This is a genomic window from Ornithinimicrobium carbonis, assembly GCF_977012275.1.
Map to the genome: position 1 here is coordinate 1,873,932 of NZ_OZ348993.1, position 13,762 is coordinate 1,887,693.

At 74.9% G+C, this 13,762-nt stretch carries 15 protein-coding genes; 14 read left to right on the forward strand and 1 reads right to left on the reverse strand.

Translation table 11 applies throughout. From position 1 onward, the window contains the following. Positions 1–228: 228 nt before the first annotated feature. The 6 genes from ACWHYA_RS08400 to ACWHYA_RS08425 all read left to right on the forward strand — a co-directional run bounded on the left by ACWHYA_RS08400 (position 229) and on the right by ACWHYA_RS08425 (position 5,384). Positions 229–1,641, forward strand: a complete 1,413-nt coding sequence (locus ACWHYA_RS08400; RefSeq protein WP_425944150.1) for an FAD-binding protein — start codon at positions 229–231, stop codon at positions 1,639–1,641. Further along, positions 1,638–2,957, forward strand: a complete 1,320-nt coding sequence (locus ACWHYA_RS08405; RefSeq protein ID WP_425944148.1) for a class I SAM-dependent methyltransferase — start codon at positions 1,638–1,640, stop codon at positions 2,955–2,957. Before ACWHYA_RS08400 ends, ACWHYA_RS08405 begins: the two co-directional genes overlap by 4 nt. A 75-nt stretch (positions 2,958–3,032) precedes the next feature. Continuing rightward, positions 3,033–3,389: an NADH-quinone oxidoreductase subunit A gene (locus tag ACWHYA_RS08410; RefSeq protein WP_425944146.1), complete on the forward strand. Its 357-nt coding sequence runs from the start codon at positions 3,033–3,035 to the stop codon at positions 3,387–3,389. 2 nt (positions 3,390–3,391) lie between these two features. Further along, positions 3,392–4,009 (forward strand): NADH-quinone oxidoreductase subunit B, encoded by a 618-nt coding sequence (locus ACWHYA_RS08415; protein WP_425944144.1) that lies wholly within the window; start codon positions 3,392–3,394, stop codon positions 4,007–4,009. Beyond that, positions 4,006–4,536, forward strand: a complete 531-nt coding sequence (locus tag ACWHYA_RS08420) for an NADH-quinone oxidoreductase subunit C (RefSeq protein ID WP_425944142.1) — start codon at positions 4,006–4,008, stop codon at positions 4,534–4,536. Before ACWHYA_RS08415 ends, ACWHYA_RS08420 begins: the two co-directional genes overlap by 4 nt. Beyond that, a complete protein-coding gene (locus ACWHYA_RS08425; RefSeq protein ID WP_425944140.1) occupies positions 4,533–5,384 on the forward strand; it encodes a CoA transferase in 852 nt (283 codons plus the stop codon). Before ACWHYA_RS08420 ends, ACWHYA_RS08425 begins: the two co-directional genes overlap by 4 nt. Here ACWHYA_RS08425 and ACWHYA_RS08430 read toward each other — a convergent pair. Next, positions 5,365–5,547, reverse strand: coding sequence for a PspC domain-containing protein (locus ACWHYA_RS08430; RefSeq protein WP_425944138.1), 183 nt, complete (start codon positions 5,545–5,547; stop codon positions 5,365–5,367). The genes ACWHYA_RS08425 and ACWHYA_RS08430 overlap by 20 nt on opposite strands. A 71-nt stretch (positions 5,548–5,618) precedes the next feature. On the opposite strand from ACWHYA_RS08430, the gene ACWHYA_RS08435 reads away from it, so the two are divergent. From ACWHYA_RS08435 to ACWHYA_RS08470, 8 genes are all read left to right on the forward strand, one after another. Beyond that, the gene (locus tag ACWHYA_RS08435; protein ID WP_425944136.1) at positions 5,619–6,005 is read left to right on the forward strand and encodes a hypothetical protein; all 387 of its coding nucleotides are present in this window, start codon (positions 5,619–5,621) and stop codon (positions 6,003–6,005) included. Positions 6,006–6,070: 65 nt separating this feature from the next. Beyond that, positions 6,071–7,063, forward strand: coding sequence for an NADH-quinone oxidoreductase subunit NuoH (gene nuoH / locus ACWHYA_RS08440; RefSeq protein ID WP_425944134.1), 993 nt, complete (start codon positions 6,071–6,073; stop codon positions 7,061–7,063). After that, positions 7,060–7,548: a 4Fe-4S binding protein gene (locus tag ACWHYA_RS08445; RefSeq protein ID WP_425944132.1), complete on the forward strand. Its 489-nt coding sequence runs from the start codon at positions 7,060–7,062 to the stop codon at positions 7,546–7,548. The genes nuoH and ACWHYA_RS08445 overlap by 4 nt, the downstream gene beginning before the upstream one ends. After that, the gene (locus ACWHYA_RS08450) at positions 7,545–8,042 is read left to right on the forward strand and encodes an NADH-quinone oxidoreductase subunit J family protein (protein WP_425944130.1); all 498 of its coding nucleotides are present in this window, start codon (positions 7,545–7,547) and stop codon (positions 8,040–8,042) included. Before ACWHYA_RS08445 ends, ACWHYA_RS08450 begins: the two co-directional genes overlap by 4 nt. After that, positions 8,039–8,368 carry an NADH-quinone oxidoreductase subunit NuoK gene (gene nuoK / locus ACWHYA_RS08455; protein ID WP_425944128.1) on the forward strand — a complete coding sequence of 110 codons (330 nt, stop codon included), beginning with the start codon at positions 8,039–8,041 and terminating at the stop codon, positions 8,366–8,368. Before ACWHYA_RS08450 ends, nuoK begins: the two co-directional genes overlap by 4 nt. After that, positions 8,365–10,458, forward strand: a complete 2,094-nt coding sequence (locus ACWHYA_RS08460) for a proton-conducting transporter transmembrane domain-containing protein (protein ID WP_425944126.1) — start codon at positions 8,365–8,367, stop codon at positions 10,456–10,458. The genes nuoK and ACWHYA_RS08460 overlap by 4 nt, the downstream gene beginning before the upstream one ends. Then, a complete protein-coding gene (locus ACWHYA_RS08465) occupies positions 10,455–12,086 on the forward strand; it encodes a complex I subunit 4 family protein (RefSeq protein WP_425944124.1) in 1,632 nt (543 codons plus the stop codon). Before ACWHYA_RS08460 ends, ACWHYA_RS08465 begins: the two co-directional genes overlap by 4 nt. After that, on the forward strand, positions 12,083–13,696 hold the full coding sequence (locus ACWHYA_RS08470; RefSeq protein WP_425944122.1) for a proton-conducting transporter transmembrane domain-containing protein: 1,614 nt from the start codon (positions 12,083–12,085) through the stop codon (positions 13,694–13,696). Before ACWHYA_RS08465 ends, ACWHYA_RS08470 begins: the two co-directional genes overlap by 4 nt. Positions 13,697–13,762 lie beyond the last annotated feature (66 nt).

The following is a 13,762-nucleotide window of genomic DNA, read 5'->3' on the forward strand; positions in this document are numbered from 1 at the left end:
AGATCCGATCTGCCCGGAACGATCTTCGGTGACCGCCTCCATCTCCACCTCGGTCTTCGTCGAATGCGTCGACGAGCAGACGGCTTCGACGGACGCGCCGCCGGAGTGAGAGGTGCGCCACACCCGCGAGGGACAGGGGTCGAGACTGCCGGTCCGGACGCGTCGGGGAGCGACGTCGCCCGGCCCCCCCGGTGGTGGGGCCGGCCGGTGAGGAGCATGATGACGGCCATGGGTCCGCCCCGGTCGCAACGCTACGAGGCGGCGGTGCGCTCCGCCCGGGAGTCCTACGCCGCCCTGCCGCCCGACGCCCCCGTGCGCCTGGCCAAAGGGACCTCCAACCTGTTCCGGCCGCGCTCGGACCCCGGTCCCTCCGGTCTGGACCTGTCCGCGCTCCAGGGGGTCTTCGACCTGGACCCGCAGGCGGGCCTGGCCCGGGTGGGCGGGCTGACGACCTACGAGCAGCTCGTGGACGAGCTGCTGCCCCACGGCCTCATGCCGCTCGTCGTGCCGCAGCTGCGGACCATCACCGTCGGCGGGGCGGTCATCGGGCTGGGGATCGAGGCCACCTCCTTCCGCTCCGGCCTCCCGCACGAGTCGGTGCTGGAGATGGACGTGCTCACCCCGACGGGCGAGGTGGTGACCGCCACCCCCGACGGGGAGCACGCCGAGCTGTTCCGGACCCTGCCCAACTCCTACGGCTCCCTGGGCTACGTGCTCGGTCTCGTCGTCGAGCTCGAGCGCACCAGCAGGTATGTCGTGCTCGAGCACCTCCGGTTCGAGGACGTCGAGGAGGTCGTCGAGGCGATCGGGGAGGTGATGGCCACGGGGGCCCACGGGCAGGCCCACGGCGGTGCCCGGGTCGACTTTCTGGACGGCGTCGTGTTCGGGCCCACCGAGGCCTACCTGACGCTGGCCCGGTGGACGGACAGCCTCGGGGGCGCCACGCGGCCCAGCGACCACACGGGTGCCGAGCCGTTCTACCGCTCCGTCCAGCACCGCCGCCGGGACGTGCTCACCGCCCGCGACTTCCTGTGGCGGTGGGACACCGACTGGTTCTGGTGCTCGCGGGCCTTCGGCGCCCAGCGCCCCCTCGTCCGCCGGGTCTGGCCACGCCGGCTGCTGCGCAGCGACGTCTACTGGCGGATCATGGCCTTCGAGCAGCGCCACGGCTGGGTCTCGGCCTACCGCCGGGCGCGGGGGCGGGCCCCCCAGGAGCGCGTGATCCAGGACGTGGAGATTCCGCTGGCGCGCACGGCCGACTTCCTGCGCTGGTTCCAGCGCGAGGTGCCCATCGAGCCGGTCTGGCTCTGCCCGGTCCGGCTCCGGACGTCCACCCCGGCCCCCGGCGGAGGCCCGCCCTGGCCGCTCTACCCGATGCGCGTGGGCGAGGACTACGTCAACGTCGGCTTCTGGTCGGCCGTGGACATCCCGCCCGGGGGCCACCACGGGGACACCAACCGGGCCATCGAGGAGCAGGTGCACGCCCTGGGCGGCCACAAGGGCCTGTACTCGGAGTCGTTCTTCGACGAGGCGACCTTCGAGCAGCGCTACGGCGGGGCGGCCTACGGCACGGTCAAGCGGCGCTACGACCCCGACGGGCGCCTGCCCACCCTCTACGACAAGGCGGTACGAGCGCGATGAGGACGAACGGGCCCTCGCCCACCGGGACGACGGCAGGCCGCGGCTCCCGCGCCTCGTCCCGGACCGTGGCCGGGACGGTCCACGAGCTGCTCGGGGAACCGCCGGAGGTCCGCGTCGTGGGCCCGGACGGCTCGTGCGCCGGCCCCGACGGCGGGCGGGTGCTGCGGATCCGCACCACCCGTGGTCTGAGCTACGTCGCCACGCACCCCGGGCAGCTGGGGTTCGTGCGGGCCTACCTCCAGGGTGACCTGGTGGTCGACGGCATGGACGAGGCCTACCCCTACGAGGAGCTGAAGCTGCTCGGCGGGCTCGACCTGAGGCGTCCCCCGCTGCGCGAGGTGCCCGACCTGCTCCGGATGGCCCGCGCCACGGGCCTGCGGGTGCCCGAGCTGCCCGCCCTCGAGACGCCCTCCGAGGTGCGCAAGCTGGCCCACGGGCTGCGGCACGGTCGGCGTCGGGCCGCCGAGGCCGTCCAGCACCACTACGACGTCTCCAACCGCTTCTACGAGCTGCTGCTGGGTCCCTCGATGGCCTACACCTGCGCCGTCTACCCCCGGGCGGACGCCACCCTGGAGGAGGCCCAGGAGGAGAAGTTCGACCTGGTCTGCCGCAAGCTGGGGCTGGAACCGGGGATGCGGCTGCTGGACGTGGGGTGCGGCTGGGGAGGGATGGTGCGGCACGCCGTGCGCCACTACGGCGTCACGGCCCTCGGGGTCACGCTCTCCCGCGCCCAGGCCACGTGGGCGCAGGAGGCGATCGAGCGCGACGGGCTGACGGGCGCCGAGGTCCGGCACGCCGACTACCGCGACGTGACCGAACGGGGCTTCGACGCGGTCTCCTCGATCGGCCTGACCGAGCACATCGGCGTGCGCAACCACGGACGCTACTTCGCCTTCCTGCGCGACCGGCTCCGGGACGAGGGCCGCCTCCTCAACCACTGCATCACCTGGCGCGACCCCGACCGGGCCCCGGCGAGCCACACCGACTTCGTCTTCCGCTACGTCTTCCCCGACGGCGAGCTGGCGGCGTCCGGGCGCATCGTCACCGAGATGGAGCGGGCCGGCCTGGAGGTGCAGCACCACGAGAACCTGCGGCAGCACTACGCCCGCACCTGCGGGGCCTGGTGCGAGAACCTGTCGGCCCACTGGGAGGAGTGCGTGGCCGAGGCGGGCCTGGCGACCGCCCGGGTCTGGGGTCTGTACCTGGCCGGTTCCCGGCTGAGCTTCGAACGCGGAGGCATCCAGCTCCACCAGGTGCTGGCCACCCGCACCGGTGCCGACGGCGCCACCGGCTACCCCCTGCGCCCGCGCTTCTGAGCCGCGCGCCCCACGGCATACCCCCGCGTCACCGCCTCCCGCCGCGCCCCGCGGGGAGCGACTAGGGTGGGCGCGATGCGTGAGTACCTCGTCGTCGCGGCCGTCACCCTGGCCGGCGTGGCCCTGGTGGCCGCCGGCATGGGCGTGCGCCGCCTGCTCGCGCCGAGCGACCCGACGACCGCCAAGCTGAGCACCTACGAGTCGGGCGTCGACCCGATCGGCAGCGGGTGGGAGCAGGGCAGCGTGCGCTACCTGGTGTTCGCGCTGCTCTACGTCATCTTCGCCGTGGACGCGGTCTACCTCTTCCCCTGGGCGCTGGTGATCCGCAGCGAGCTCGGCGTCGCCAGCCTGGTCGAGATGGCCGTCTTCATCGGGGTCCTGGTGGTGGCCCTCCTGCACGTGTGGCGTCGCGGCCTGCTGAGGTGGTGGTGACGATGGCGACCCCCCCGCCCGCCGCCGGCGCGCCACCCACCTCCACGGCCCTGCCCACCCCGCGCGTCGGAGCCCCCGTGGAGCGCGCACCCCGGGCGGTGCAGGTGGTCCTCAACTGGGGCCGCAAGTACTCCCTGTGGGTGTTCAACTTCGGCCTGGCCTGCTGTGCGATCGAGTTCATCAGCGCTTCGACGGCCAGGCACGACTTCATCCGGCTGGGCGTCATCCCGTTCGCGCCGGGTCCGCGCCAGGCCGACCTCATGGTCGTCTCCGGCACGGTCACCGACAAGATGGCGCCGGCGATCCGGCGGCTCTACGACCAGATGCCCGAGCCGAAGTACGTCATCTCCTTCGGGGCCTGCTCCAACTCCGGGGGCCCCTACTGGGACTCCTACTGCGTGACCAAGGGCGTGGACCAGCTCATCCCCGTCGACGTCTACGTCCCCGGGTGCCCGCCGCGGCCGGAGGCGCTGCTCGCCGGGATCGTCCAGCTCCAGGGCCAGATCGCCGCCGAGGTCCCCGGGCGGGCCCGGGCCCACGCGCGCTACGGCGACCGCGACGTCTCCGCCGGCGAGGTCACCCGCGGGCTGGTCCGCGCGCCCGGGACGGATCCGGCGTGAGCGTCGAGCTGCGGCGGGTCGCGCCGGCGGAGTGGGTGGATGCGGCGCGCGCGGCCAGGAACGAGGGGTACGCCTTCTTCGACTGGCTCTCGGCCGTCGACGAGACCGACGCGAGCGACGAGCACGGTCCGGGCCTGGAGGTGGTCTGCCACCTGATCGACGTGCGGCGCGGTGAGGACGGGCTGCGGCGGGTGCTGCTGAGCACCAGGGTCCCCGAGGGGCAGCGGCTCGGGTCGGTCACCGGCGTCTTCCCCGGTGCCGGCTGGCACGAGCGGGAGACCCACGAGATGTTCGGCCTGGACCTCGAGGGGTTCGACGACGGCACCGGCGAGGGGCTGCGTCCGCTGCTGCTGCCCGAGGGTTTCGAGGGGACCCCGCTGCGCAAGAGCTTCGTGCTCGCGGCCCGGGCGTCCAAGGCGTGGCCGGGCGCCAAGGAACCGGGCGAGGGGTCGGGGGCCAGGCGGTCACCGTCCCGCCGGAGGCTGCTGCCGCCGGGGGTGCCGGACCCCTCGTGGGGTCCGCGGTGACGTCGTCCGGCGACGCACCGCTGCAGGGCACGAGGGTCGTCAGCGTCGCCGTCAACCTGCCGGGGCCGGCCGCCGCGGCCCGGCTGACCTCGCTGGGGGCGCAGGTCACGACGGTGCTGCCGCCAGGCGGCGACCCCCTGGACCACTACCACCCGGACTGGTTCGCCGACCTGCACCGCGACCAGCAGCTGGTCACCCTCGACCTCAAGCAGGAGGCCGACCGGGACCGGCTGGACGCCCTCCTGGCCGGTGCCGACGTGCTCCTCACCTCGTCCCGGCCCTCGGCGCTGCGGAGGCTGGGCCTGGACTTCGGGACGCTGCACGCCCGCCACCCCGGCCTGTGCCAGGTCGACGTGGTGGGCTCGCCGGGGGAGCGCGCCGAGCTCCCGGGCCACGACCTGACCTACCAGGCGGCGGTCGGCCTGGTGCGACCGCCCGACGTGCCACCCACCCTGGTCGCCGACCTCGTCGGCGCCGAGCGGGCCGTGGGAGAGGCCCTGGCCGCCCTGCTGCGACGGGGGCGCACGGGGGAGGGCTCACGGCGGGAGGTGGCCCTGGAGGACGCGGCCCGGACGATGGCCGAGCCGGCGGTGCGGGGGCTGACCGCGCCGGGGGGTCTGCTGGGCGGTGGGCTGCCGGGGTATGCGGTGTACCCGGCCGCCGAGGGACACGTCGCCCTCGCCGCGCTCGAGCCGCACTTCCTGCGCCGGACCGTGGAGGCGCTGGGGGTGGAGGCCACCCACGAGGCCTTCGCCGAGGTGTTCGGGCGACGGACGGCCGGGGAGTGGGAGACGTGGGCGAGCGAGCACGACGTGCCGCTCGTGGCGGTCAGCGTTCCTTGGGGATGATGATCCACAGGGCGAGGTAGACGAGCTCGCCGACGCCGACCAGCCCGAAGACCACGAAGCCCACCCGGACCAGGAACGTCGGCAGGCCGAAACGGTCCGCGAGCGCCGCGCAGACGCCCGCGATGATCTTGCCCCGACGGGGACGGACCAGGGCGTTCGACATGAGGGAACCTTTCGTCGACGGGCCTCCAGTCTGCCACCGTGGCCCGCGGACCTCTCTGCCACAGTGGTGGCATGCGTCTGCCGGCGATGCCCCACCCCCACCTCGTCGCGCTGCGCAGCGCCGTGACCGTGGTGCTCAGCTGCCTCATCGGCCAGGCCGGCTGGGCGGCCGCCTTCCTGGACGGTCAGGACAGGTACCTGCGTCACCACCAGGTCGGCGCCTGGGTGACCCTCGTGGCCGCGGTCCTGTCCGCGGTCGTCTACCTCGTCCTGCGACGGTCCGCCGGACCGGTCAACACCACCCTGGCCGTGCTGCTCGCCCTGGCGGTCGCCGTCCAGTTCGGCCTGGGGGAGTCCGACCAGCGGGCGCTGCACATCTTCCTCGGCGTCCTCGTGGTCATGCTCGGCACCGCACTGACCTCGTGGACCTACCGGCACGACATACCCTCCCGTCCCTGAACCGGCCGGGTCCGGCGCGGCGCGGGGCCAGCGCACCGTCGGTCGACTTGGTTAGGGTGGCGCCGATGCCGTCCGAGCTCCCCCTCCTCGTCGAGGTCGCCCTGAAGGCCGCGGTGGTCCTCGCGGTCTTCCTCACCATGCCCCTGGCCCTGGGCCAGCTGGAGCACAAGGTGATGGGGCACATGCAGGGACGCCTGGGCCCCATGGAGGCCGGTCCGCACGGGATCCTGCAGCTGGTCGCCGACGGCATCAAGTTCGTCCAGAAGGAGGACGTCACCCCGGCCGCCGCGGACCGGCCGGTGTTCCGCCTGGCCCCCGCGGTGGCGCTGATCCCCTACCTGGTGGCGCTCGCGGTCATCCCCTTCGGCGCCTCGTGGGTCGCCGCCGACGTGCCCGGCTCGCTCCTGCTCGTGCTGGCCGTGACCAGCGTGGGCGTCATCGGCACCCTCATGGCCGGATGGGGCAGCGGCAACAAGTACTCCCTGCTCGGCGGCATGCGGGCCGGCGCCCAGCTGGTCTCCTACGAGCTGCCGCTGGTGATCGCCGCGGCCAGCGTGGCGATGGCCGCGGGCACCCTGTCGCTGACCGGCATCGTCCAGGAGTGGTCCTGGTGGTGGCTCCTGTGGCAGGCGCCGGCGGCCTTCGTCTTCCTCGCCGCCAGCGTCGCCGAGCTGCAGCGCACCCCCTTCGACGCCCCGATCGCCGACTCCGAGGTGGTCTTCGGCCCGCTGACGGAGTACACCGGGCTGCGCTTCGCCTTCTTCCTGCTCGCCGAGTACGCCGGCATGGTCGTCATGGCGCTGCTGTTCACGGTGCTCTTCCTCGGTGGCTGGCGGGGGCCGTGGGCCGACGCCGAGGTGGTCGGCGTGGTCGGCGTTGTCGGCGTGCTCTGGACGCTCCTGAAAGCCACCGCCGTCGGGCTCGTCTTCCTCTGGCTGCGGGTCGCCTGGCCCCGGGTTCGGGAGGACCAGCTGCAGCGCTTCGCCTGGCTGGTGCTGCTGCCGGTCGCGCTGCTCCAGCTGGCCGTCACCGGCGTCGGGGTGGTGTTCCTGTCGTGAAGGGCCTGCTCAAGGGACTGCGCACGACCGCCCGGGTGCTCGCACGGGGAGCGCACACCCGCCAGTACCCGCACGAGGAGCCGACGCTGCCTGAGCGCTCGCGCGGCGTCATCGCGCTGCTCGAGGAGAACTGCACCTCCTGCATGCTCTGCGCCCGCGAGTGCCCGGACTGGTGCATCTACATCGACTCGCACAAGGAGGAGCTGCCGCAGGAGGGCGACGCTCCGCGCGGGCGGCCCCGCCTGGTGAACAAGCTGGACCGGTTCGAGATCGACTACTCGCTGTGCATGTACTGCGGCATCTGCGTCGAGGTGTGCCCCTTCGACGCCCTCTTCTGGGCGCCGGAGTTCGCCTACGCCGAGGGGGACATCCGCAACCTGCTGCACGACAAGGAGCGGCTGGGCGGCTGGATGGAGCAGGTTCCCCCCGCCACCCTGCCCGAGGGGCACCGGCCCGGCACCGCGGACGAGGGGGGTGAGCGGTGAGCGGTCCGGACGTGCTCTTCGTCGCCGTCGGCCTGCTCACCGCAGGGTCCGGCCTGCTCGCGGTGACCGCCGGACGGGTGGTGCACGCCGCCCTCTGGCTGGTCGTCGCCCTGGTCGGCCTGGCCGGCTGCTACCTGGTCCTGGGCGCCGAGCTGGTGGCCCTGGTCCAGCTCCTCGTCTACGTCGGTGCCGTCGTCGTCCTCCTCCTCGTGGCGCTCATGCTCACCCGCGCCGGAGGCGTGCCGGTGGTCACCTCCCGGGGCCAGCGGGCCGGTGCGGCGGTCGTGGGCGCCGCGACCACCCTGCTCCTGGGGGTCGCCCTGGTGGGGACCGTGGGCTGGGCGCCGGTCGAGCTGGGCGGTCCGGACAACGCGCGAGTGGCCGAGGGGATCTTCGGCGTCTACGTGTGGCCCTTCGAGCTGCTCTCCGCACTGCTCCTCCTGGCGCTCGTCGCCGGGGTCGCGGTCGCCCGCGGCGGGGGTGAGCGGTCGTGATCCGCCCCGCCCTGCCCTACCTGCTGGTCGCCGTGCTCGCCGGTCTGGGGGTCTACGGGATCCTCGCCCGCCGGCACGCCGTGCTCGTGCTGGTCGGGGTCGAGCTGCTCCTGGGCGCCGCCGGGCTGCTGCTGGTCACCGTCGGCTCGACCACCGCCCCGCAGACCACGGCCGCGGCCACCTCCGGTCCGGTCCTGACGCTCTTCCTCATCACCATCGCCGCCGCCGAGGTGGTCGTGGCCCTGGCCGTCTTCCTCGCCCTCTCCCGCGAGCGCGGCCACGTCGACCTCGCTGCGCCGCTCGAGGACGGGGGGCCCACGCCGTGACCCGCCTGCCCGCCGCCCCGCCCGCCCTGCCGGCCCCGACCGTGTCCTGGGACGACCTGCAGATCCCGCTGCCCCCCGTCCCGCCGATGCCCGACCTGCCCTTCCTGCCCGGACTTCCGGACTTCTGGGGCACGCCGATGCAGTGGCTCGTCGTCGTCCCCGCGCTCACCGCGCTGGCGGTGATCACCCTCAGCGGGCGGTCGAACCGGCTCGCCGCCTGGCTGGGGGTCGGAGGTGGCCTGGTGACCTTCCTGGCCGCCCTGTGGCAGCTGGTGGTGCTCGTCCGGCTGGACGGCCGGCACACCTCCGGCTCGCTCGGCGCCCTGCCCTTCGGCGAGCTGTCCGTCCCGCTGGGGCTGCAGGTGGGGTGGCCGCTCGGTCTCGTCGCCGTGGCCGTGGCGCTCGTCGCCCTCGTGGTGCAGGTCTACGGCCGCTGGTACCTCTGGTACGACCCGCGCTACAAGGTGTTCGCCGCCACCGTGGCGGCGTTCACCGCAGCGATGCTGCTGACCGTCCTGGCCGACGACGTCCTGCTGCTGCTCGTCGGCTGGGAGGTGATGGGCTGGTGCTCCTACCTGCTCATCGGCCACCACTCCACGCGGGCCGCCGCCCGGCGGGCGGCCCTCAAGGCGCTGGTCGTCACCCGCACGGCCGACGTCGGGGTGGTCCTGGGGCTGGTCGTCCTCGCGGCGGGGGCGGGCACCACGTCCCTCACCCGGATCGTCGAGCACTGGTCGCAGGTGGCCGGCGAGGCCGCGGCCGGGTCCTCCCCGGGAGGCCCCGGTCCGGCCCTCACCGCGGCGATGGTGCTGCTGGTGGTCGGCGTCGCCGGCAAGTCGGCCCTGTTCCCGTTCCAGGACTGGCTGCCCGACGCGATGGAGGGACCCACGCCCGCGTCGGCCCTCATCCACGCCGCCACGATGGTCGCGGCCGGCACGGTCGTCCTCGTGCACGTCTTCCCGCTCCTGGCCGTGACGGACCCCGCCCGTCTGCTGCTGGCCGTGCTCGCCGCCGTGACCATGCTCGGTGCCGCCCTGCTGGCCTTCGCCCAGGGTGACCTCAAGCGGCTCCTGGCCTGGTCCACGGTCAGCCAGGTCGCTCTCATGCTCGGCGCGCTGGCCGCGGCCACCCCCCAGACCGGACCGGACGCGGCCACCCAGCACCTGCTGGCGCACGCCTGGTTCAAGGCGCTGCTCTTCCTGTCCGCCGGCTGGCTGGGCGTGCTCGTGGGCGGCACGGCGATGGCCGTGGTCGCCTCCGGCGGGCGGCGCTACCGGGTGCTGCGCCGGCGCTTCGCCTGGGGGCTGCTCGCCCTCGCCGGCGTGCCCCCGTTCGTGGGGTTCGTCTCCAAGGAGCTGGTCCTGGGCACCGCGGAGACCGGGGCCATCGGTGCCGGAGGAGCGGCCTCCGTCGTGGTCCTGGCCGCGGTCGGCGCCTCGGCGCCGCTGACGGCCGCCTACTGCATGCGGGCCTGGCTGGTCCTGGACCGTCCCACCCTGGCCCAGCAGCACGCCGCCACCTACCACACCGGACCGGTGGAGCGGATCGACGACTTCTTCGACGAGCCCCAGGTCGTGCACGAGGCCGAGGGGGTCGAGCGCGCGGAGGCGGCGATCACCTCCTCCGCCCGGCTGGGCACGACCGTGCTGACGGTGATGACCCTCCTCGGCTCGATCGTGGCCCTGCTCCCCGTCTGGCGCTCCGACGTCCACCTCAACGTGCAGCTCCTGCTGGCCACCCTCGTCCTCATGGCCGCGGCGGCCCTGGCCGTGTGGTTCGCCGCCCGCGGGGTGCGCACGCGCGACGCGGCCGCCCGGGTCCCCGCCCGTCTGAGCCTGGCCGCCGAGCGCGGCCTGGGGGCCGACTACGCCTACCGGCTCGTCGTGGCCACCCCCGTGATGGCCCTGGCCCGGGCCGTCACCTGGTTCGACGGTCAGGTCCTCGACGCGTGGGTCCGCGGGGCCGGTTCGGGAGCCCGGCTCGTCGGGCGCGCCGGTGACCTGCTGACGCCCCGACGGGTCACGCCGTCGCTGGCGGGGGTGCTCGGCGGGATGCTCCTCGTCGTGCTCGTGGCGGTGGTCACCTCGTGACCGGTTCCCTGCGCTCGGCCGTCGAGCAGGCGGTCGACCTCGTCCCCGACCTGGGCCCCTGGTGGCTGGTGCTGGCCCTGGCCCCCCTTCTCCTGGGAGCGGTGGTCCTGCTCACCGCCGGCCGGTGGCCGACCGTCCCGGGCCACCGTGCGGTGCAGGTCCTGTCCCTGGCCGCGGCCACGCTGTCGGCGGCCGGTGCCGCCGGGACCGCGCTGCACCGTCCCGAGCTGGAGGTCCCCTGGATCCCCAGCCTGGGGGTGTGGCTGCGGCTGGGGGCCGACGGGATCAGCGCCCCCCTGGTGCTGCTCACCGCGGTCGTCGGGGTCGTCGCCGTCGTCCAGCACCTGCACGTCCCCCCGCCGTACCGGCCGGTGGACCTGGACCTGGACCTCGACCGCGACGCCGGGGCCGGGACGCTGGAGCGCACCGCGCCGATCCCGCTGCTGCGGGGCACCGACGTGCCCGGGCTGGCGACCTACCACGCCTGCCTGCTGCTGGTCCTGCTCGGGGCGCTGGTGGCCTTCCTGGCCGGGGACGCGCTCCTGTTCTTCGTCGGCTTCGAGCTCGTGCTCGTGCCGATGTGGGTGCTCGTGGCCCGCTGGGGAGACCCCCGCAGCGACCGCGACGGGGCGGCCCTGCGCTTCCTCCTCGTCACCGTGCTCGGTTCCACCCTCGTCCTGGTCGGGCTGCTCGGCGTCGCGACCGCCACCGGCACCACCGACCTGGGGGTCTGGGCCGACCTGCGCGGCGAGGGCATCTCTGCGCGCACCCAGGTTGTGCTGGCCGCCCTGCTGCTGACCGGACTGGCGCTGAAGGTGCCGCTGTGGCCCCTGCACACCTGGCTGCCGTGGGTGCACGCCACCGCCCCGACCGCGGGCTCGGTCCTGCTCGCCGCCGTCCTGCTCAAGCTGGGGACCTACGGCATGGTCCGGCTCGTCGTCCCCGTCCTGCCCGAGGGCTTCGCCGCCCTGGCGCCGCTCCTCGGCGGCCTCGCGGTCACCGGGATCCTCTGGGCGGGCCTGGCCTGCCTCGTCGAGCGCGACCTCAAGCGGCTCATCGCCTGGGCCTCGATCGCCCACCTCGGGTTCGTGGTCCTCGCCCTGGCCACGGGGACGGAGACGGGCCTGCAGGCGGCCCTCTTCGGCAACGTGGCCCACGGCCTCGTCTCGGCCCTGCTCTTCGTCGTCGTCGGCGGGCTCAAGCACCGCTGGGGCTCGGCCGACCTCACCGTCGCCCGGGCGGCGCTGCGCGAGAGCAGCCCGCGGCTGGGGGCGGCCCTGGTCCTGGGCATGGCCGCGGCCATGGGGCTGCCCGGCCTGGCCGGCTTCTGGGGGGAGATCGGCGCGGTCTACGCCGCCTGGGCCCCGGCCGAGGGCCTTCCCCTGCCCTGGTTCCGCGGGTATGCCGTGGCCGCCGCCCTCGGCGCGGTGCTGGCCGTCGCCTACGGCGCCAGGGTGCTCAAGGAGGTCTGGGCCGGTGACCGGGTCGAGCCGCGGGTCCCCGACGCGGTCCGCACCGAGCGTCTGTCCGTGCGGGTGCTCGCCGCCCTCGTCGTCCTGCTGGGCGTGGTGCCGCACCTGCTGCTGGCCGTCACCGCCCCGGCCGTCGAGGCGGTGCTCGCCCGATGAACCTCGAGCTCGACCTCGTCGCCACCCTCCCGGTGCTCGCCCCGCTGGTCGCCGCCGTGCTGGTGCTGCTGCTGGACGCGGCCGTCCCCGGTCGCCGCGAGCCGCACCTGCTGCTCGCGGCGGGCGGCCTGGCCGCGGGGGCCCTGGGCACATGGCCCGGTCTGCGGCTGGGCGCCGGGGACCGGCGGGGGGCCTTCTGCCTGCCGACGGGTGAGTGCCTCTACACCGCCGACCGGCTGACCTCCGTGCTCCAGCTGACCGCGCTCCTGGGGGCGCTCGTCGTGCTCGTGCTCGCCTGGGACGACTGGCGCCAGCGCTCGGTCACGGGCCGCGCGCCCGTGGTGGCGGCCCTGGTCCTGGGGGCCACGGCCGGTGCCGCCGCGGTGCCGGCGGCCGGTGACCTGGGCACGCTGCTGGTGTCCCTGGAGCTGGCCACGCTGCCCACGGTGGCGCTCGTGGTGCTGGCCGACCCGCGGTGGACCTCGGGCCACCGGGCCGGGGCCGTGGACGGGGCGGTGGCCCTCCTGACGACCTCGCTCGTCTCCTTCGGGCTGATGGCCCTGGGGGCGGCCCTGTGGGTGGCCGCGACCGGGACCGCGCTGCTTACCGTCCCCACGTCCGAGGAGACCGGACTGCTGGTCGTGGCCGCGGTCCTCCTCCTGGCGGGGCTGGCGTTCAAGGTGTCCGCGGTCCCCTTCCACGCCTGGACCCCCGTGACCTACACGCGCGCACCCCTGCCCGTGACGGCATACCTCGCGACGGTCTCCAAGGTCGCCGCCCTCGGCGGGCTCGTGGTGCTCGTGCGCGCGCTGGGCACCGTCGACGGGACCACCCTGGTGGCCGTGGCCCTGCTGGCCGCCCTGTCGATGACCGTCGGCAACCTCGTCGCGCTGGGGCAGGTCGACACCGTCCGGCTGCTCGCCTGGTCGACGGTCGCCCAGGCCGGCTGGGTGCTGCTGCCCCTGGCCGGGCTCTCCTCGCGGGCGGTGCACGCGGCCGGGTCCTATCTCGTCGTGTACGTGCTGGGCACCCTGCTGGCCCTGGTGGTCGTCGTGGCGGTCGCCCGTGCGGGCGCGGCCGACCCGGTCGCCGCCGGCCCCGGGACCGCCCTGGCCGCGCACCAGGGGCTGGTGCGCCGCCGACCGCTGCTGGGGCTGCCGCTGGCCCTGGCCCTGCTCACGCTCGCCGGTCTGCCGCCGGCCGTGCTGGGACTGGTCGCCAAGATCGTCGCCCTGCGTCCGGTGGCGGCCGAGGGCACCTGGTGGCTCGCGGTGGTGGCCGCCGTCAACGTGGCCCTGGGGATCGCCGTGTACGTCCGGTGGATCGCCGTGCTCCTGCAGGCGCCGGACCCGGCGAGGCCCACCCGCGCGGCTGCGGTCGGGAGCACCGAGGGTGCGGTCGGGAGCGCCGGGGACGGGAGCGCCGAGGACGAGGACGCCGGGGACGGGGACGCCGGGGACGGGGGCGCCGGGCGCACGGGGGCCGGGGACGAGGGTGCCGGTGACGGGGGTGGTGCCGCCCGCACCGTCCCCGTGCGCGAGGCCGTGCTGGTCGGTGCGCTGACCGCGGTCGTCGTCGTGGGCAGCATCGCGCCCTTCGGCGTGCTCTGACATCGGCACGCCGCGGTCCGTCGGCTGCGCGGAGCGGCACGCTCCGGAACACCGGGGGGTGGGACC

Excerpts from the sequence above, each read along its gene's own strand:
- ACWHYA_RS08400 (WP_425944150.1), top strand. The coding sequence starts at position 229 with ATGGGTCCGCCCCGGTCGCAACGCTACGAGGCGGCGGTGCGCTCCGCC.
- ACWHYA_RS08405 (WP_425944148.1), top strand. The coding sequence starts at position 1,638 with ATGAGGACGAACGGGCCCTCGCCCACCGGGACGACGGCAGGCCGCGGC.
- ACWHYA_RS08410 (WP_425944146.1), top strand. The coding sequence starts at position 3,033 with ATGCGTGAGTACCTCGTCGTCGCGGCCGTCACCCTGGCCGGCGTGGCC.
- ACWHYA_RS08415 (WP_425944144.1), top strand. The coding sequence starts at position 3,392 with ATGGCGACCCCCCCGCCCGCCGCCGGCGCGCCACCCACCTCCACGGCC.
- ACWHYA_RS08430 (WP_425944138.1), bottom strand. The coding sequence starts at position 5,547 with ATGTCGAACGCCCTGGTCCGTCCCCGTCGGGGCAAGATCATCGCGGGC.
- ACWHYA_RS08435 (WP_425944136.1), top strand. The coding sequence starts at position 5,619 with ATGCGTCTGCCGGCGATGCCCCACCCCCACCTCGTCGCGCTGCGCAGC.
- nuoH (WP_425944134.1), top strand. The coding sequence starts at position 6,071 with ATGCCGTCCGAGCTCCCCCTCCTCGTCGAGGTCGCCCTGAAGGCCGCG.
- ACWHYA_RS08470 (WP_425944122.1), top strand. The coding sequence starts at position 12,083 with ATGAACCTCGAGCTCGACCTCGTCGCCACCCTCCCGGTGCTCGCCCCG.